The sequence below is a fragment of the Rhabdaerophilum calidifontis genome, assembly GCF_008641065.1.
In the GTDB taxonomy this organism is placed as follows: domain Bacteria; phylum Pseudomonadota; class Alphaproteobacteria; order Rhizobiales; family Beijerinckiaceae; genus Rhabdaerophilum; species Rhabdaerophilum calidifontis.
In genome coordinates, this window is the sequence record NZ_VTRS01000006.1 from 118,965 (window position 1) to 133,838 (window position 14,874).

Below are 14,874 nucleotides of genomic sequence, written 5' to 3' on the forward strand. Positions count from 1 at the left end.
CCCGGTTCTGGCCCGAACTTCCGCCTCGGCCGGCGCCGGGCCTCATTTCAGGAGCGGTTCGATCAGCTTCTCGAGTTCCTCGAGCGTCGCATCCCCGCGCCGGACCTGGCCGTTGACGAAGAAGGTCGGCGTGGAATTGACGCCGAACACTTCCGCGCCCCGCTTCTTCACATCGTTCAGGCCGTCATAGATCGACTGGTTTTTCAAGCAGGCGTCGAAGGTTTCCTGTGTGAAACCGGCCTGCCGGGCGATGGTCAGCAATTCCTCGAGCGGCTTGTCCGAGCCCGCCCAGCCGCGCTGCTGCTGGAACAGCACCGAGATGATCGGAAAATACCGCGGCTCGGGCGCGCAGCGCGCGATCATCGAGGCGGCGGTCGAGAGCGGATCGAGCGGGAACTCGCGGAAGATCAGCCGCACCTTGCCGGTGTCGATGTATTTTTCCTTGAGCGCGGGATAGGTCACCTGATGGAAGTTCGCGCAATGCGAGCAGGTGAGCGAGGCGTATTCGACGATCGTCACCGGCGCATCCGCCTTGCCGACGACCCGGTCACCGAGCGGGCCGGGCTGGAGCAGGGCGGCGATTTCGGCGCCCTTGCCTCCGGCCGAGGCGTTGGTCGCCGCTGGCGTCTCGGATTTTGACGCGGGCTTGCCGCTCTCGCCACAGGCCGCCAGCGCGAGGGCGAACCCGCCGGCCGCGAAGAGGGCGCCGAGCCGCCGCGCATGCAGAATGGGTTGAGTGAAACGAATTGCGGCGAAGCGCAGGACCATCGAATTCTCCTCCTGTCCGGCGCGGGCGCACCGCGTTCCGGATGCGGCGCCGAGATAGGGCCGGGACGATGCCGAAAGCAAGGGCTCCGAATGCGGAAGCCTCCGCGCGTCGAACCGCGCGGCGCGACCTTTCCGGCGCATTGCGACCGAAACGTGGCGGCGCGATCACGGCTTCGGCATCAACCCCGGTCGCGTTCGATGGCGGCGCCGAGCCGCGCCAGCGCCCGCCGGAGGCCGTCATCCGCGATATCGCCGAGCCCGGCCTCGACGCGCGCCACCGTCTCCGGCGGCAGGACGCGGGGCGGTGCGGGCGCGACGGCCGGCCGGTGCGGCGCCTGCCGGATCTCGATCCCGCCGATCGCGGCATAGCCGAGTCGGCGGTTGACCGCCTCGACGATGGCGCGCTCGGCCATCTGCGCCTCGAGCGCGAAGGCACCGGCCACGCCGATGACGAGCACCGCATGCTCGGAGCGCGCTGCCTTGCCGCGCGCCGGTTGTGCCGCCCGCCGCTTCTCCGCCGCCTCGCGGTCTTCCGGCCGGCGCGGCCAGCGGATTTCGAGCGGCGTCGTCCAGCCGGCGAGATGCGGGCCGGCGATCTCCGCCCAGCCGGTCAGGATCGCGCTGGAGGCGAGGCCGCGCTGATGCAGTACCGGCGCGACCGCCTCGGGCAGCAGCGAATCGAGCCGGATGGCACCGGCCCGGATGGCACCGGCGCGGCGCGGCTTGACGGAAACGGCATGCGGCTTCGTGGCCAAGGGCGAGGCTCCGGGCTGCGGCGACGTGGCCCCTCCGTCACCCTTGGCGGCGGGACAGGGCTCTGCGACAAGGCGGCATGGTAGAAAATCCGCCACCCGCCTCCAAGCCGGAATCGGCGCTTCCCGCCGCGATCACGCCGGCGCTGCTCGGCTGGTATGACCGCCATGCCCGCGACCTGCCCTGGCGCCGGCAGCCGGGCAGCGGGCGGGCCGACCCTTATCGTGTGTGGCTGTCGGAGATCATGCTCCAGCAGACGACGGTCGAGGCGGTGAAGCCCTATTATGCGCGTTTCCTCGCCGCCTGGCCGGATATCGGGGCGCTGGCGGCGGCGGAGGATGGCGCTGTGCTCGCGGCCTGGGCCGGGCTCGGCTATTACGCCCGCGCCCGCAATCTCCTTGCCTGTGCCCGGCAGGTGGCCGGCGCGGGCGGCCGCTTTCCCGGAACCGAGGCGGGCTTGCGCGCCCTTCCGGGAATCGGCGCCTATACCGCGGCGGCGATCGCCGCGATCGCCTTCGGAGCGCGCGCGGCGGTGATCGACGGCAATGTCGAGCGGGTCATGGCGCGCCTCCTGGCGCTTGAAACACCGCTCCCCACCGCCAAGCCGACGATCCGCGCCGCGCTCGAACCACTGGTTCCGGCGGATCGGCCCGGCGATTTCGCGCAAGCCATGATGGATCTCGGCGCCACGCTCTGCACGCCCCGCGCGCCGGCCTGCGGCCGCTGCCCGCTCGCCTTCGCCTGCCGGGCCGGCCGCGGGGCCGATCCGGCCGGCTTCCCGCGCAAGGCGCCGCGCGGGCCCCGGCCCGTCCGGCACGGGATCGCCTATCTCTGCCGCGATGCCGCGGGGCGCGTGCTGCTCGGCACCCGCCCGGCGCGCGGGCTGCTCGGCGGCATGGCGGAGATCCCGAATTCCGGCTGGGCGCCGGGTGCGCCGCCGGCCGCCGTGCCGCCGCTTGCCGCGCATTGGCAGCGCCATCCGGCCGGTATCAGCCATGTCTTCACGCATTTCGAGTTGCGGCTGGCGATCGAGACCGCGCGGGTCGGGCGTGTGGCGCCGCCTCCCGGCCTGCGCTGGGTCGCGGCGGAGGCGCTCGATGCCGAGCCGCTGCCGACCCTGTTCCGCAAGGTGATCGCGGCGACCGGGTAGGGTCAGGCCGCCTTCATCGCCGCGCGGATGCGGGCGCGGAATGTCTCGATGGGAATGAGATCGTTCCCCGCATCGAGATGCCAGAAGCTCCAGCCGTTGCAGGCCGGCAGCCCCTGGACCAGCGCGGCGATCTTGTGGATGGAGCCGACGATGCCGTTGGCGGTGATCTGCCCGTCCGGCCGGATCACCGCCTCGAACCGCCGCCTGGCATCGGCGAGGCGGGCGCCGGGCACGACGAGCCCGGCCTCGATGAGCGCCTGGAAGGCGACGCGCGGCTCCTCGCGCCGCGCGAGCGGCTGTACGACGAGCGCCGGATCGAGCGGCGTCACTGCCTCGATCCGCGCCCGCGCCGCGGCGGCATAGCCGGGGTCGCGCTCGATGCCGATGAAATGCCGGCCGAGCCGTTTCGCCGCCGCCCCCGTGGTGCCGGTGCCGAAGAACGGGTCGAGCACGAGATCGCCGGGATTGGTCGTGGCGAGCAGGATCTTGTGCAGCAGCGCCTCGGGCTTCTGGGTGGGATGCGCCTTGGCGCCGGCCGCGTCCTTCAGGCGCTCCGCGCCGGTGCAGAGCGGCAGATACCAGTCCGACCGGACCTGGCAATCCTCGTTGCCGGCCTTCAGCGCCTCGTAATGGAAGGTATATTTCCGCGCATCCGCGTCGCGCGCCGCCCAGATCAGCGTCTCATGCGCGTTGGTGAAGCGCCGGCCGCGGAAATTCGGCATCGGATTGGCCTTGCGCCAGACGATGTCGTTGAGGATCCAGAAGCCGAGATCCTGCAGGATCGCGCCGACACGGAAAATGTTGTGATAGGAGCCGATGACGAACAGGGTCGCGTTCGGCTTCATCACGCGGCGGCAGCCCTCGAGCCAGCCGCGGGTGAAGGAATCATAGTCCGCGAAACTGTCGAACCGGTCCCATTCGTCGTCGACTGCGTCGACAAGGCTCTGGTCGGGCCGGGTGAGGCTGCCGCCGAGCTGGAGATTGTAGGGCGGGTCGGCGAAGACGAGATCGACGCTCTCCGGCGCGAGGTCGCCGAGGGCGGCGCGGCACTCCGCGGTGAGGATGACGTCGCGGACAGGCGAGGCGGTGCCAGGCCCAGGAGCGCGGGTACGCGTGACCGGATCCCGCGGCCGCCGGTTTGTCGCTTCCGAGCGAAGGATACGCATGACAGAGGGCAGCACCGGTTGGACAACAGACGCTGCGACTATCGGCGGGCCGGGTGAAGGCGAGGTTTACGGGCCGTTGACTCTCGCTGTCCCGTTTCAAGACGCGGCCCGGCACGGGCCGAAGCTCAATCGATGGATGGGGCAGGGGCCCAAGCGCCGCAGGGCGGCGCGGTGCGCGGGCGTCGGATACCCGGCGTGATCCTCGAAACCGTAGCCGGGAAAGCGCCGCGCGGCCTCCGCCATCATGCGGTCGCGCGCGACCTTGGCGATGATCGAGGCGGCGGCGATGGCCGGCTCGCGCGCATCGCCGCCGACCAGCGCCTCGGCCGGGCAGGGCAGGTCCTCCGGCACGAAGCGCCCGTCGATCAGCGCTCTGTCCGGCGGCGCGGCCAGGCAGGCAAGGGCGCGGCGCATCGCGAGCAGCGTCGCCGCATGGATGTTGCACCGGTCGATTTCGGCGGCGGGCACGAAGGCCAATCCCGTCTGGGCGCCGTGGAGGATTCGCTGCGCGAGAACGCGCCGCCGCGCGGGCGTGAGGCTCTTGGAATCCGCAAGCCCCGTGCGGTCGAAGTCGCGCGGCAGGATCACCGCTGCCGCGACGACCGGTCCGGCCAGCGGTCCGCGCCCCACCTCGTCGATCCCCGCGATTGCCGGCGCCATTCCGGTTCCCCCTGTCAATCTCCCGCGCGGGGCCGGCCCCTCGCCACGGCCCGCGCGATCCGGCAAATGCCCGCGGGCATTCCGCGTCGTTCATCTTGCCTCTTCTGTCTTGGCTTGCCGGGCCGCCGGGGGCAAGAATGTCAGGCTTCCCTGCTATGCACCGGACCCGCCCATGGCCGATTCCCTTCCCGACGCGCCGGCACCGCCCTTCATCCCGCCCGACGCGCCGGATGACCCGGCATTCGCGGCCGAGCACCGCCTCCAGGCCGCCTTCATCGCTGGCGGAGAGGATGTCGAGGGGCTCATCGCCTATGCACTGCACCGCCGCGCCAGCCTCGAATTCGCCGGGGAATTCCGCCGCCGCCATGCCCGGAGGCCCGAGCCGGGCGAGATCGCGGCGTTCGAGACGGGGGAGACCGCGCCCTCACGGATCGCCGCCTATCGCGCCGAGGCGCGACGCCTGGTCGAGTCATGGCGCGCGGGAGCGGGGCAGGATGCGGTGCGGGAGCAGGGGCAACAACCGTCCGGCAGCGCCATACCGCGTCGCTGGCCCTGGTTCGGCCTGCTGCCGGAGACCCAGCCGGCTGCCGGGCCGATCGATTGGAAGGGGCTCACGCTGCGGCTCCTCGTGCTGCTGCTGGCGGTGATCGTCACGGCATTGCTGCTGCGCGTTCTCGTCGTGCAACCCTGAGATCAGAACAGCGACATCTGTTCCCCGGTGATCCCCGGGCGGCGGAACAGGTCGGTCCGCAGTCGCCCCGCCGCGCGGCGTCCCAGACCCAGCCGGGTGCAGGCGAGCCGGAACCGCTTGGCGATCATCTCGGCGAAATAGCCGCTGCCCCGCTGCCGTTCGCCGAAATTGGCCACGTAATCCCGCCCCCCGCGCGTCGATTGCACGAGCGACATCACATGGCGCAGCTTGCCGGGATAATGCGTGAGCAGCCATTCGCGGAACAATTCGCGCAATTCGTGCGGCAGGCGCAGCAGCACGTAGCCGGCATCGCCCGCGCCGGCCTCCCGCGCCGCCTCGAGCAGGGATTCGATTTCGTGATCATTGATCGCGGGGATGATCGGCGCCATCAGCACCGAGACCGGGATTCCCGCCGCCGCGAGTGCGCGCACCGCCTCGAGCCGTCGCCGCGGTGTCGGCGCGCGCGGCTCCATCCGCCGCGCCAGCGTGCCGTCGAGGGTCGTGATCGACACCGCGACGCGCGCGAGCCCCTGCGCTGCCATCGGCGTCAGGATGTCGATATCGCGCGTGATGAGCGCCGATTTGGTGACGATCGTCACTGGATGCCCGGCGCGCGCCAGCACCTCCAGCACCTGCCGGGTGATGCGGTGCTGGCGCTCGATCGGCTGGTAGGGATCGGTATTGGCGCCGAGCGCGATCTCGCGCGGCGCATATTTCGGGTCCGCGAGTTCGCGCGCGAGCAATTCGGCCGCGTTCGGCTTGGCAAAGAGCCGCGATTCGAAATCGAGCCCCGGCGAGAGCCCGAGATAGGCATGGCTCGGCCGGGCATAGCAATAGCTGCATCCGTGCTCGCAGCCGCGATAGGGGTTGATCGACCGGTCGAATGGAATGTCCGGCGATTGGTTGCGGGTGATGATCGTCATTGCCCGTTCGAGCGTCGTTTCGGTGCGGAAGGGCGGCAATTCGTCCGGCTCGTCCCACCCGTCGTCGAAACGCTCCCGCGCCAGCGGCTCGAAGCGGCCGGAGGCATTGGTCAGCGCGCCCCGGCCGCCGCGATTGGCGGCCGCGAGGGGCGTGACCAGCCGCGCCTGACGGGCGAGGTCCTGGTGCGAGAGGTTCTGGCGCGAGAGATCCGGGCCGGCGAGATCCTGGTTGCGGGCATGCGGGCCGAGAGACATGTAATGTTCTCCATATATCAGAACATAAAAAGAACATATCATGATCGAGAGGTCAAGCGCGACGGGTTGCATTTTTGTATGCTGCGGCGCAGCATAAAGATCGATCACGCGCGATTGCTGGAGGCCCATGCTCACCGTCATCATCGATGCCAGGCCCGATCCCGCCGCGCTCGCCGCCACGATCGCGCCTTTGGTGCGTGGCGTGGTCGAGGGCATCGTCGGCGGCGCCGTGCTGGTGGCGCCGGCGGCGGACCGGGCTGTCGAGGAGATCGCCGACGCCGCCGGCTGCCGGGTGCTGGTCGCGTCGCGCTGGCCGGAAGGGTTCGCGCGCGCGGTGGCCGGCGCTGGCGGTTCGGGTTTCCTGCTCGTCGATACGGGCCTGCTGATCGGCCCGGAATTCTGGCCGATCCTCGCCGATCGCCTGCCGCTGCTCCAGGACCGCCCGGCCGTAACGCGGCCGGCCGCGCGGCCGGGTTTCGCCGGAATGGCGGCGCGGGCCGCGGCGATCCTGCGCGAGACCGGCGGCCGCGCCGGCCGCGACCGTGCGCTGCTGCTGCCGCCCCGCCGCGCCCGCGAGATCGCGGCGGCGAAGGCGGACCCGTTCGCGCATCCGTTCGGGCGCGATCTCGTGCGGCTCGACCCCGAGGTCCGCCGCCTGCCCTGACGCGCCTCAGCGTGGCAGGGAAGCGAAGAAGGCGGCGATCTCGCGCATTTCCGCGTCGGTCATCTGGCGGCTCATGACCCGCATCTCGCGATGCGCGCGCCGGCCGGCGCGAAAATCGTGCATCTGCTTGAGGAGATACTCGAAATTCTGCCCGGCGAGATGCGGAACATCCTTGTCCTTGGCGATTCCCTCCTCGCCATGGCAGGCCATGCATTCGCGGATATGGTCGCGCGGCTGCGCGCCTTGCGCATGGGCGGCGGCGGAGACAAGCAGCGCCAGCAGCGGTGCGGCGCGGATCATGGTCGCCTCCGCCTCACAGCGCCCGGCTGTTGAACGTGTCGCAGGCCTGGATCGAGCCGGTCCGCAGCCCCTGCGTCAGCCAGCGCGCGCGCTGTTCGGAGGTTCCGTGGGTGAAGCTGTCGGGCACGACATAGCCCTGCGCCTGCTTCTGGAGCTTGTCGTCGCCGATCGCCGCCGCCGCGGTCAGCGCCTCCTCGATATCGCCCTGTTCGAGGATGCGCCAGCGCTGCTGCGCGTGATGGGCCCAGACCCCGGCGAGGCAATCCGCCATCAGTTCCACGCGCACCGAGAGCGCATTGGCCTCCCGCCGGGAGAGGCGCTGCTGCATCGCCTGCACCTTGGGCAGGATGCCGAGCACGTTCTCGACATGGTGGCCGACCTCGTGGGCGATCACGTAGGCATAGGCGAAATCGCCGCCCGCGCGCATCTTGGTGCGCATTTCCTCGAAGAAGCTCATGTCGAGATAGACCCGCTCGTCGAGCGGACAATAGAACGGCCCCATCGCCGATTGCGCGCCGCCGCATTGGGAGCGCGTCGCGCCGCGGAACAGCACCAGCCGCGGGTTGCGGTATTGCACCCGGCGCTGTTCGGGCAGGATGCGTTCCCACACATCCTCGTTGGTCTTGAGCACGCGCGCGACGAACTGCCGCAGCTGCTCCTCCTGGGGCGAGGAGGCGCGCGGCGGCGCGCTCTGGCTCACCACCTGCCCGCCGCGGCCCTGGATCATCTCCGCCCCGCCGATCAGGATCGCCGGGTTGATGCCGAGCGCCCAGCCGACCAGGGTCAGGACCGCGATCGTCCCGATCCCCAGACCGCCGCGACCGCCGGGGAAGCCGCCGCCGAACCCGCCGCCCTGGCCGCGGCGATCCTCGACATTCGATGATTCCTCGATGTCATCGAGCCGCATGGCTGGTCTCCTGCCCGGGGCGCCTTCGCCCGCCCGGCATCAATATCGCGAGGCCGGGGCCGGGATCAATGCGCAGCGCGCCTCATCGCGGATCGAGCCGCGCCTTCAGCGCCCGCATGTCGCGCCAGGCCAGGGCCTTCTGCGCCGGCTGGCGGAGGAGATAGGCCGGATGCAGCGTCGCCAGTGCCGGGATCTTCCGGCCCTCGATCTCGCAATCGAACCAGCGTCCGCGCAGCCGCAGGATGCCATCCTTCTGGCCGAGCAGGTTCTGGCTTGCCGGCGCCCCCATCGTCACCAGCAGTTCGGGCGCCGCGAGCGCGATCTGCCGGCGGATGAAGGGCAGGCAGATCGCGATCTCCTGCGGGGTGGGGGTGCGGTTGCCCGGCGGCCGCCAGGGCACGACATTGGCGATGTAGACGCCGCTGCGGTCGAGGCCGATCGCCGCCAGCATGCGGTCGAGCAGCCGCCCGGCGCGGCCGACGAAGGGCCGGCCGGTCTCGTCCTCCTCGCGGCCCGGCGCCTCGCCGATGATCATCACCCGGCCGGCCGGGTTGCCGTCCGCGAAGACGAGGCGGGAGGCCGTGGCCTTGAGCGCGCAGCCCTCGAAGGCGGCGAGCAGGGTTTCGAGCGTGGCGAGATCCGGCGCCGAGGCCGCAAGACGCCGTGCCTCGCCCGCCGCGTCGTCCGGCGGCGGGGGGGTGGCGGGTCTCGGTGCGGCGGCTTTCGGCGCGGCGGCGCGGTCTTGCGCATCGGCACGCGGCGCGGCCGCCTGCTCCGGCAGGAGGGAGGGCTCCGGCGCGAAGCGGTTCACAGCCGTGTCGCCGATGGCGAGATCAATCCCCGCCGCGGCGTAGAATTCGAGGATCTGCAGGGGCGAAGCGCCGTCCATGGCTTCCGGTTCGCTCGCTCGGGTTCGTTCCGCTGAAGCGCCCGCGCCCGCCCGAAGCGGCTGCCGGCTTTCGCCCGTCGGTTGCGGGGGTGATGCTTTCCATTTCTAGCCGTCTGCCCTATCCAGAACAAGCCGGGCTTGCAGAAGGTTTACATATAAACTATTATCCGTCCGGCCCGGTGGGGAGGAAAGCGGATGGATCTGCCCGAACGCGACCAGATGGAATACGATGTCGTCGTGGTGGGCGGCGGCCCGGCCGGGCTCGCGGCGGCCATCCGCCTCAAGCAATGCGCCGCCGAGGCCGGCACCGAGATTTCGGTCGTGCTGGTCGAGAAGGGCTCCGAGATCGGCGCGCATATCCTGTCCGGCGCGGTGATTGACCCCGTCGGCCTCGACAGGCTGATCCCCGATTGGCGCGACGATCCCGATTGCCCGGTCAGGACGGCGGTGACGGACGACCGCTTCTATCTCCTCGGCCCCGCCGGCGCGATCAGGCTGCCGAATTTCGCCATGCCGAAGCTCATGGGCAATCACGGCAATTACATCATCTCGCTCGGGCAGCTCTGCCGCTGGCTTGCGGCACGTGCGGAGGCGCTCGGTGTCGAGATCTATCCCGGCTTCGCGGCGCAGGAGGTGCTCTATGACGATGCCGGCGCCGTGATCGGCATCGCGACCGGCGATATGGGAATCGGCCGGGACGGCATGCCGAAGGACAGCTTCACCCGCGGCATGGCGCTGCTCGGCCGATACACGCTCTTCGCCGAGGGGGTGCGCGGGCATCTCTCGAAGCAGGTCATCGCGCGGTTCGGCCTCGACAAGGGGCGGGACGTGCCGAAATTCGGCATCGGCCTCAAGGAATTGTGGCGGGTCGACAAGGCCCGGCACCGGCCCGGCCTCGTCCAGCATTCCTTCGGCTGGCCGCTCGACGGCAGGACCGGCGGCGGCTCCTTCCTCTACCATTTCGACGAGGACCTGGTCTCGATCGGCTTCGTCGTGCATCTCAACTACGAGAACCCGACGCTCTCGCCTTTCGACGAGTTCCAGCGCTTCAAGCAGCATCCGATGATCCGCGAGACGCTCGAGGGCGGCAAGCGGCTCTCCTACGGCGCCCGCGCCATCACCGAGGGCGGTTATCAGAGCGTGCCGAAGCTGGTCTTTCCGGGTGGCGCGCTGGTCGGCTGCGCGGCGGGTTTTGTCAATGTGCCGCGCATCAAGGGCAGCCACAACGCGATGCTCTCCGGCATCCTGGCCGCGGACGAGATCGCCGCTGCGCTCCGGGACGGCCGCAGCCATGATGAACTCGCGGGCTATGAGGCCGGCTGGCGCCATTCGGAGATCGGGCGCGATCTCCGCCCGGTCCGCAACGTCAAGCCGCTCTGGTCACGGTTCGGCACCTGGCTCGGCATCCCGCTCGGCGGGCTCGATATGTGGACGAACGAAGTGTTCGGCTTCTCGCTGTTCGGCACATTGCGGCACGGCAAGCGCGATTGCGACAGCCTGAAGCCGCTCGCCGAGGTGCGGCCGATCATCTATCCGAAGCCGGACGGCGTATTCTCCTTCGACAAGCTCTCCTCCGTCTTCCTCTCGGGCACCAACCACGAGGAGGACCAGCCGGTTCACTTGACGCTGAAGGATCCAGCGGCGCCGATCCGCGACAACCTGCCGAAATACGGCGAGCCCGCCCGGCTCTATTGCCCGGCGGGCGTCTACGAGGTCGTCTATGCGGACGAAGCCGCGCGGCGCGATCCGCGCTTCGTGATCAACGCGCAGAACTGCGTCCATTGCAAGACCTGCGACATCAAGGACCCGGCGCAGAACATCACCTGGATTGCCCCCGAGGGCGGAGGCGGCCCGACGTATCCGAACATGTGACGGGGTTCGGGCCGCCGCGGCTTCAGCGCAAGGCGGCGAGCGCAAAGGTGCGGATATTCTCCTTGTCGGTCACGCCGCCGGAACGCGCGACCTCCTTGCCGTCGCGGAACACCAGGATGATCGACTGGGTGCCGATATTATGCGCCTTCTTGAAGTCCGTCTCCTTGTCGAAATCGACGACGAAGGCCCGGAATTGCTGGAAATCCGGCGTGCCGGACAATTCACCGAGCACGGTTTCCTGCTTCTTGCAGACCGGGCACCAATCGGCATGGACATGCACGAGAACCGGTTTCGGTTCCTTCAGCGCCGCCTCGAACGCCGCCTTGCTGTAGGGTTCGAAGCCTGCGGCGAGCGCGAGCGCCGGGGCGGCCGCGGCGAGGGCGAGAAGGGTGGCGCCGCCGAGCACGGCGCGGCGCGACGGATTCGGGGCGGGAAGGGTGGTCATGGTTTTGTCTCCGCAGGTTCGTCCGGGTTTCGGGTTCCCGACCGGCCGCACCCTGCGCGCGCGGCGTGGGACTGTCATTTCACGAGCCTGGGCGTAAAGATCACTTTCCCGTGGGACGGGGCGTCGGGGGCTTCTCGGGAACCTCTGCTTGCAAGGGTCTTTCTGCGGCCTTGTTTCGGTGATAACCGGATTCACGGGGTTTCCCGGCCGGCCCTGCCGGCCTTCAGAGGATTGGTCATCAGAATGGATCGCTTCTCCCATGCGACCGTGTCCGCCAGCCGGGTGGCATTTTCCCGGCTCCGGCGGGGCGCGGCTTTCGCCGCGGCGTTTCTCCTGCTGGCGGCAGGCTGCGCGGCCGCGCGCGAGCGTCCGTCGGGCCTCGGGGCCTCGGGCACCTTCCTGGCCGGAGTGGTCGCCAATGCCGGCCGCGACACCAGCGCGGCGGCGGAATATTTCCGCGAGGCGCTGAAGGCCGATCCCGGCAATGCGGGCCTGCTCGACCAGGCCTTCCTCTCGGAACTGGTGGACGGCAACCTTCCGGAGGCGTTCAGGCTCGCGGAACGGGCGATCCAGCGCGACAAATCCAACGCGCTCGCCCATGTCGCACTCGGCGTCCGCGCCCTCAAGGCGCGGGATTACGTCCGCGCCCGCCGCGCCTTCCAGCGCGCCGGCGGCGATGTCCGCGAGGCGGATCTGACGATCGCGCTGCTCAAGGCCTGGGCGGTCGTCGGCACCGGCGACCTGCCCGCCGCGCTCCAGATGGTGGATCGCTTCCAGGACAACGAATTGCGCGGTTACCGCGATTTCTTCGGCGGTCTCATGGCCGAGATCGGCCGGCGGCCGGGCGAGGCCGAGAAGCGGCTCGCCGGCGCCTTCAAGACCGAGAGCGGCATCATGCGCGTCACCGAGGCCTATGCCCGGAACCTCTCGCGCCGCAACAAGATCCCGGAAGCGCGCGAAACTCTCCGGCAATGGCGGGAGCGCAATCCCGGCCAGCCCTTCCTCGGGCGGGAACTGGCGCTACTGGAAAAGGGCGAGCCGCTGCCGCCGCTGGTGGCGGATGTCGCGCAGGGCGCGGCGGAGGTCTTCTACGGGCTTGGCGCCGTCGGCTCCGCCTCGCGCGATCCGATGACCGCGCTGATCTACATGCAGCTCGCGCATTACCTCTCGCCGGAGGACGAGGTCATCACGATGACCCTCGCCGAGTTCTTTGAGCAATTGCGCCGCAACGAGCGCGCGGCCGCGCTCTACGAGCGCATTCCCGCCACCTCGCCGCTTGCGAATCGCGCCGTGATCGGCCGCGCGACCGCGCTCGAGCGGCTGGAGCGGACCGACGAGGCCATCGGCATCCTTCGGCGTCTGGTCGCCGCGCATCCCGAGGATGCCGAGGCGATCGACACGCTGGGCTCGATCCTGCGCATCAAGAAGCGCTGGCCCGAATCCATCGAGGCCTATGATGCCGGGCTCAAGGCCATCCGCCATTACGAATACAAGCACTGGACGCTCTTCTTCGGCCGCGCCATCGGCTACGAGCGCACCAAGCAATGGGCGAAGGCGGAGCCCGATTTCCTCGCGGCGCTCGACCTGCTGCCGAAGCGGCCGCGCACGGCGCGCGAGCGGGCGGAGCGGGCGCAGGTGCTGAACTATCTCGGCTATTCCTGGGTCGATCAGCACATGAATATCGAGAAGAGCTTCGAGATGCTGCGCGAAGCCGTGACCCTGACCCCGACCGACGGCGCGATCGTCGATTCGCTCGGCTGGGCGTTCTACCGGCTCGGCCGCTTCGACGAGGCGGTGCGAGAGCTGGAGCGCGCGGTGCAGCTCAAGGCCGGCGATCCGACGATCAACGATCATCTCGGCGATGCCTATTGGAAGCTCGGCCGCCAGCGCGAGGCGCGGTTCAAATGGAGCCAGGCGCTCGGCCTCGATCCGGAGCCCGAGGACCGCGAGAAGATCCAGAAGAAGCTCGAAACCGGCCTCGACGAGGGGCCGGCGGCCGCGGTCACGCCGAAAGCGAATGGCGGCTGAGGCGCGGAACGGCGAGATCGAGGCGCTCGCACCGGCCAAGATCAACCTGTTCCTGCATGTGCTCGGGCGTCGCAAGGACGGGTATCACGCGCTGGAGAGCCTCGTCAGTTTCGCGGAGATCGGCGACCGGCTGAGCCTCGTGCCGGGCGCGCCGCTCGGGCTCGATCTCTGCGGCCCCTTCGCGGCCCCGCTCCGGGGCGAGGCGGACAATCTCGTGCTGCGCGCCGCGCGGGCCTTTGCCGCCCATATATCCGGCGCGCGGCTCGGGGCCTTCCGGCTGGAGAAGACCCTTCCCGTCGCCTCCGGCATCGGCGGCGGTTCGAGCGATTGCGCCGCCGCCCTGCGCCTGCTGGCCCGCGCGAACGGGCTCCCTGCGGACGATCCCCGCCTGATGGACGCCGCCCGCGCGCTGGGGGCGGATGTGCCGGTCTGTCTCGATCCGGCCGCGCCACGGCTCATGCGCGGCATCGGCCACGAACTCGGCCCGGCGCTTGCGGCGGCGCCGGTCCCGGCACTGCTCGTCAATCCCGGCGTGGCGGTGGCGACGCCGGCGGTGTTCGCCGCGCTCGGACTCGCCTGCGGCGCGCGCTTCGTGCCGGAGGGTGCGGTGCCGGGTCCGGCCGGGGCACTGCTTGCCGGCACCCGCAACGATCTCGAGCCGCCGGCTTTGCGGCTCGCGCCGGAGATCGGCCTGGCGCTCGCGGCCTTGCGGGCCGCTCCGGGCTGCCGCCTTGCGCGGATGTCCGGATCCGGGGCGACCTGCTTCGGCCTGTTCGGTAGCGGCGAGGCGACGGCTTCGGCGGCGGCGCGGATCGCGCGCGATCATCCGCGCTGGTGGCTCGCGCCGACTCGGATCATGATCCCGTCTCCGCAGGGAGGCTTGAATGGTCTCGGTTGAATTCGTGCGTACCATGGCGCGCTACAACGCATGGCAGAACCGGTCGCTCTACGATGCGGCCGACACGCTCGACGAGGCCGCCCGCCGGCTCGACCGCGGCGCCTTCTTCCGCTCGATCCACGGCACCTTCAACCATCTCCTGTGGGGCGATGCGATCTGGATGCACCGCTTTGCCGGCACGCCGAAACCGGCGGGCGGCATCGCGGAATCCGCCGGCCGCATCGGCGATTGGGCGGCGCTCAAGGCCGAACGCGCGGCATTGGACCGCGCGATCCTCGCCTGGGCCGAGGGGCTCGACGCGGAATGGCTCGCCGGCGACCTGACCTGGTTCTCCGGCGCCGCGGGGCGCACGGTGACGAAGCCATGCGGCCTGCTGGTCGCGCATTTCTTCAACCACCAGACGCATCATCGCGGCCAGGTCCACGCGATGCTGACCGCCGCCGGCGCGAAACCGGGAGATACGGATCTCTTCCTGCTCGCGGAGGCGACGGCCTGAGCGGCGCGC

At 70.2% G+C, this 14,874-nt stretch carries 16 protein-coding genes; 7 read left to right on the forward strand and 9 right to left on the reverse strand.

The window, feature by feature from the left end; all coding sequences use genetic code 11:
* Positions 1-42: 42 nt before the first annotated feature.
* Entirely contained in the window at positions 43-768 is a 726-nt protein-coding gene (locus FWJ24_RS11050; RefSeq protein WP_150287887.1) for a DsbA family protein, read from the reverse strand.
* A 179-nt stretch (positions 769-947) separates the two neighbouring features.
* A complete protein-coding gene (locus FWJ24_RS11055) occupies positions 948-1,523 on the reverse strand; it encodes a DUF721 domain-containing protein (RefSeq protein ID WP_166443666.1) in 576 nt (191 codons plus the stop codon).
* Between the two features lie 77 nt (positions 1,524-1,600).
* Here FWJ24_RS11055 and FWJ24_RS11060 point away from each other — a divergent pair, with 77 nt between their 5' ends.
* Positions 1,601-2,671, forward strand: coding sequence for an A/G-specific adenine glycosylase (locus FWJ24_RS11060; RefSeq protein WP_150287889.1), 1,071 nt, complete (start codon positions 1,601-1,603; stop codon positions 2,669-2,671).
* Positions 2,672-2,673: 2 nt separating this feature from the next.
* Here FWJ24_RS11060 and FWJ24_RS11065 read toward each other — a convergent pair whose 3' ends face one another.
* Together FWJ24_RS11065 and FWJ24_RS11070 are read right to left on the reverse strand one after the other, a co-directional pair.
* Complete coding sequence (locus tag FWJ24_RS11065) at positions 2,674-3,837, reverse strand: site-specific DNA-methyltransferase (RefSeq protein WP_150287890.1); 1,164 nt, start codon at positions 3,835-3,837, stop codon at positions 2,674-2,676.
* A 96-nt stretch (positions 3,838-3,933) separates the two neighbouring features.
* The gene (locus tag FWJ24_RS11070; RefSeq protein WP_150287891.1) at positions 3,934-4,497 is read right to left on the reverse strand and encodes a ribonuclease HII; all 564 of its coding nucleotides are present in this window, start codon (positions 4,495-4,497) and stop codon (positions 3,934-3,936) included.
* A 172-nt stretch (positions 4,498-4,669) separates the two neighbouring features.
* Here FWJ24_RS11070 and FWJ24_RS11075 point away from each other — a divergent pair, with 172 nt between their 5' ends.
* The gene (locus FWJ24_RS11075) at positions 4,670-5,188 is read left to right on the forward strand and encodes a hypothetical protein (protein WP_150287892.1); all 519 of its coding nucleotides are present in this window, start codon (positions 4,670-4,672) and stop codon (positions 5,186-5,188) included.
* Between the two features lie 2 nt (positions 5,189-5,190).
* Here FWJ24_RS11075 and FWJ24_RS11080 read toward each other — a convergent pair whose 3' ends face one another.
* Entirely contained in the window at positions 5,191-6,366 is a 1,176-nt protein-coding gene (locus tag FWJ24_RS11080) for a PA0069 family radical SAM protein (RefSeq protein ID WP_150287893.1), read from the reverse strand.
* Between the two features lie 127 nt (positions 6,367-6,493).
* Here FWJ24_RS11080 and FWJ24_RS11085 point away from each other — a divergent pair, with 127 nt between their 5' ends.
* Entirely contained in the window at positions 6,494-7,030 is a 537-nt protein-coding gene (locus FWJ24_RS11085; protein ID WP_150287894.1) for a hypothetical protein, read from the forward strand.
* Between the two features lie 6 nt (positions 7,031-7,036).
* Here FWJ24_RS11085 and FWJ24_RS11090 read toward each other — a convergent pair whose 3' ends face one another.
* The 3 genes from FWJ24_RS11090 to FWJ24_RS11100 all read right to left on the reverse strand — a co-directional run bounded on the left by FWJ24_RS11090 (position 7,037) and on the right by FWJ24_RS11100 (position 9,126).
* Positions 7,037-7,330, reverse strand: a complete 294-nt coding sequence (locus tag FWJ24_RS11090; protein ID WP_150287895.1) for a c-type cytochrome — start codon at positions 7,328-7,330, stop codon at positions 7,037-7,039.
* A gap of 13 nt (positions 7,331-7,343) precedes the next feature.
* Positions 7,344-8,237 carry a KPN_02809 family neutral zinc metallopeptidase gene (gene ypfJ / locus FWJ24_RS11095; RefSeq protein ID WP_150287896.1) on the reverse strand — a complete coding sequence of 298 codons (894 nt, stop codon included), beginning with the start codon at positions 8,235-8,237 and terminating at the stop codon, positions 7,344-7,346.
* 82 nt (positions 8,238-8,319) lie between these two features.
* Positions 8,320-9,126 (reverse strand): uracil-DNA glycosylase, encoded by an 807-nt coding sequence (locus FWJ24_RS11100; protein ID WP_150287897.1) that lies wholly within the window; start codon positions 9,124-9,126, stop codon positions 8,320-8,322.
* A 195-nt stretch (positions 9,127-9,321) separates the two neighbouring features.
* On the opposite strand from FWJ24_RS11100, the gene FWJ24_RS11105 reads away from it, so the two are divergent.
* Positions 9,322-10,998 carry an electron transfer flavoprotein-ubiquinone oxidoreductase gene (locus FWJ24_RS11105; protein WP_246155658.1) on the forward strand — a complete coding sequence of 559 codons (1,677 nt, stop codon included), beginning with the start codon at positions 9,322-9,324 and terminating at the stop codon, positions 10,996-10,998.
* A 22-nt stretch (positions 10,999-11,020) separates the two neighbouring features.
* Here FWJ24_RS11105 and FWJ24_RS14640 read toward each other — a convergent pair whose 3' ends face one another.
* A complete protein-coding gene (locus FWJ24_RS14640; RefSeq protein ID WP_166443667.1) occupies positions 11,021-11,443 on the reverse strand; it encodes a thioredoxin family protein in 423 nt (140 codons plus the stop codon).
* A gap of 243 nt (positions 11,444-11,686) precedes the next feature.
* Between FWJ24_RS14640 and FWJ24_RS11110 the strand changes: the two genes are divergently transcribed.
* The 3 genes from FWJ24_RS11110 to FWJ24_RS11120 are packed head-to-tail and all read left to right on the forward strand — an operon-like array spanning position 11,687 to position 14,865.
* Positions 11,687-13,471: a tetratricopeptide repeat protein gene (locus tag FWJ24_RS11110; RefSeq protein WP_166443668.1), complete on the forward strand. Its 1,785-nt coding sequence runs from the start codon at positions 11,687-11,689 to the stop codon at positions 13,469-13,471.
* Positions 13,461-14,369, forward strand: coding sequence for a 4-(cytidine 5'-diphospho)-2-C-methyl-D-erythritol kinase (locus FWJ24_RS11115; protein WP_150287899.1), 909 nt, complete (start codon positions 13,461-13,463; stop codon positions 14,367-14,369). Before FWJ24_RS11110 ends, FWJ24_RS11115 begins: the two co-directional genes overlap by 11 nt.
* Complete coding sequence (locus FWJ24_RS11120) at positions 14,356-14,865, forward strand: DinB family protein (protein WP_150287900.1); 510 nt, start codon at positions 14,356-14,358, stop codon at positions 14,863-14,865. Before FWJ24_RS11115 ends, FWJ24_RS11120 begins: the two co-directional genes overlap by 14 nt.
* The last annotated feature ends 9 nt before the right edge of the window (positions 14,866-14,874 follow it).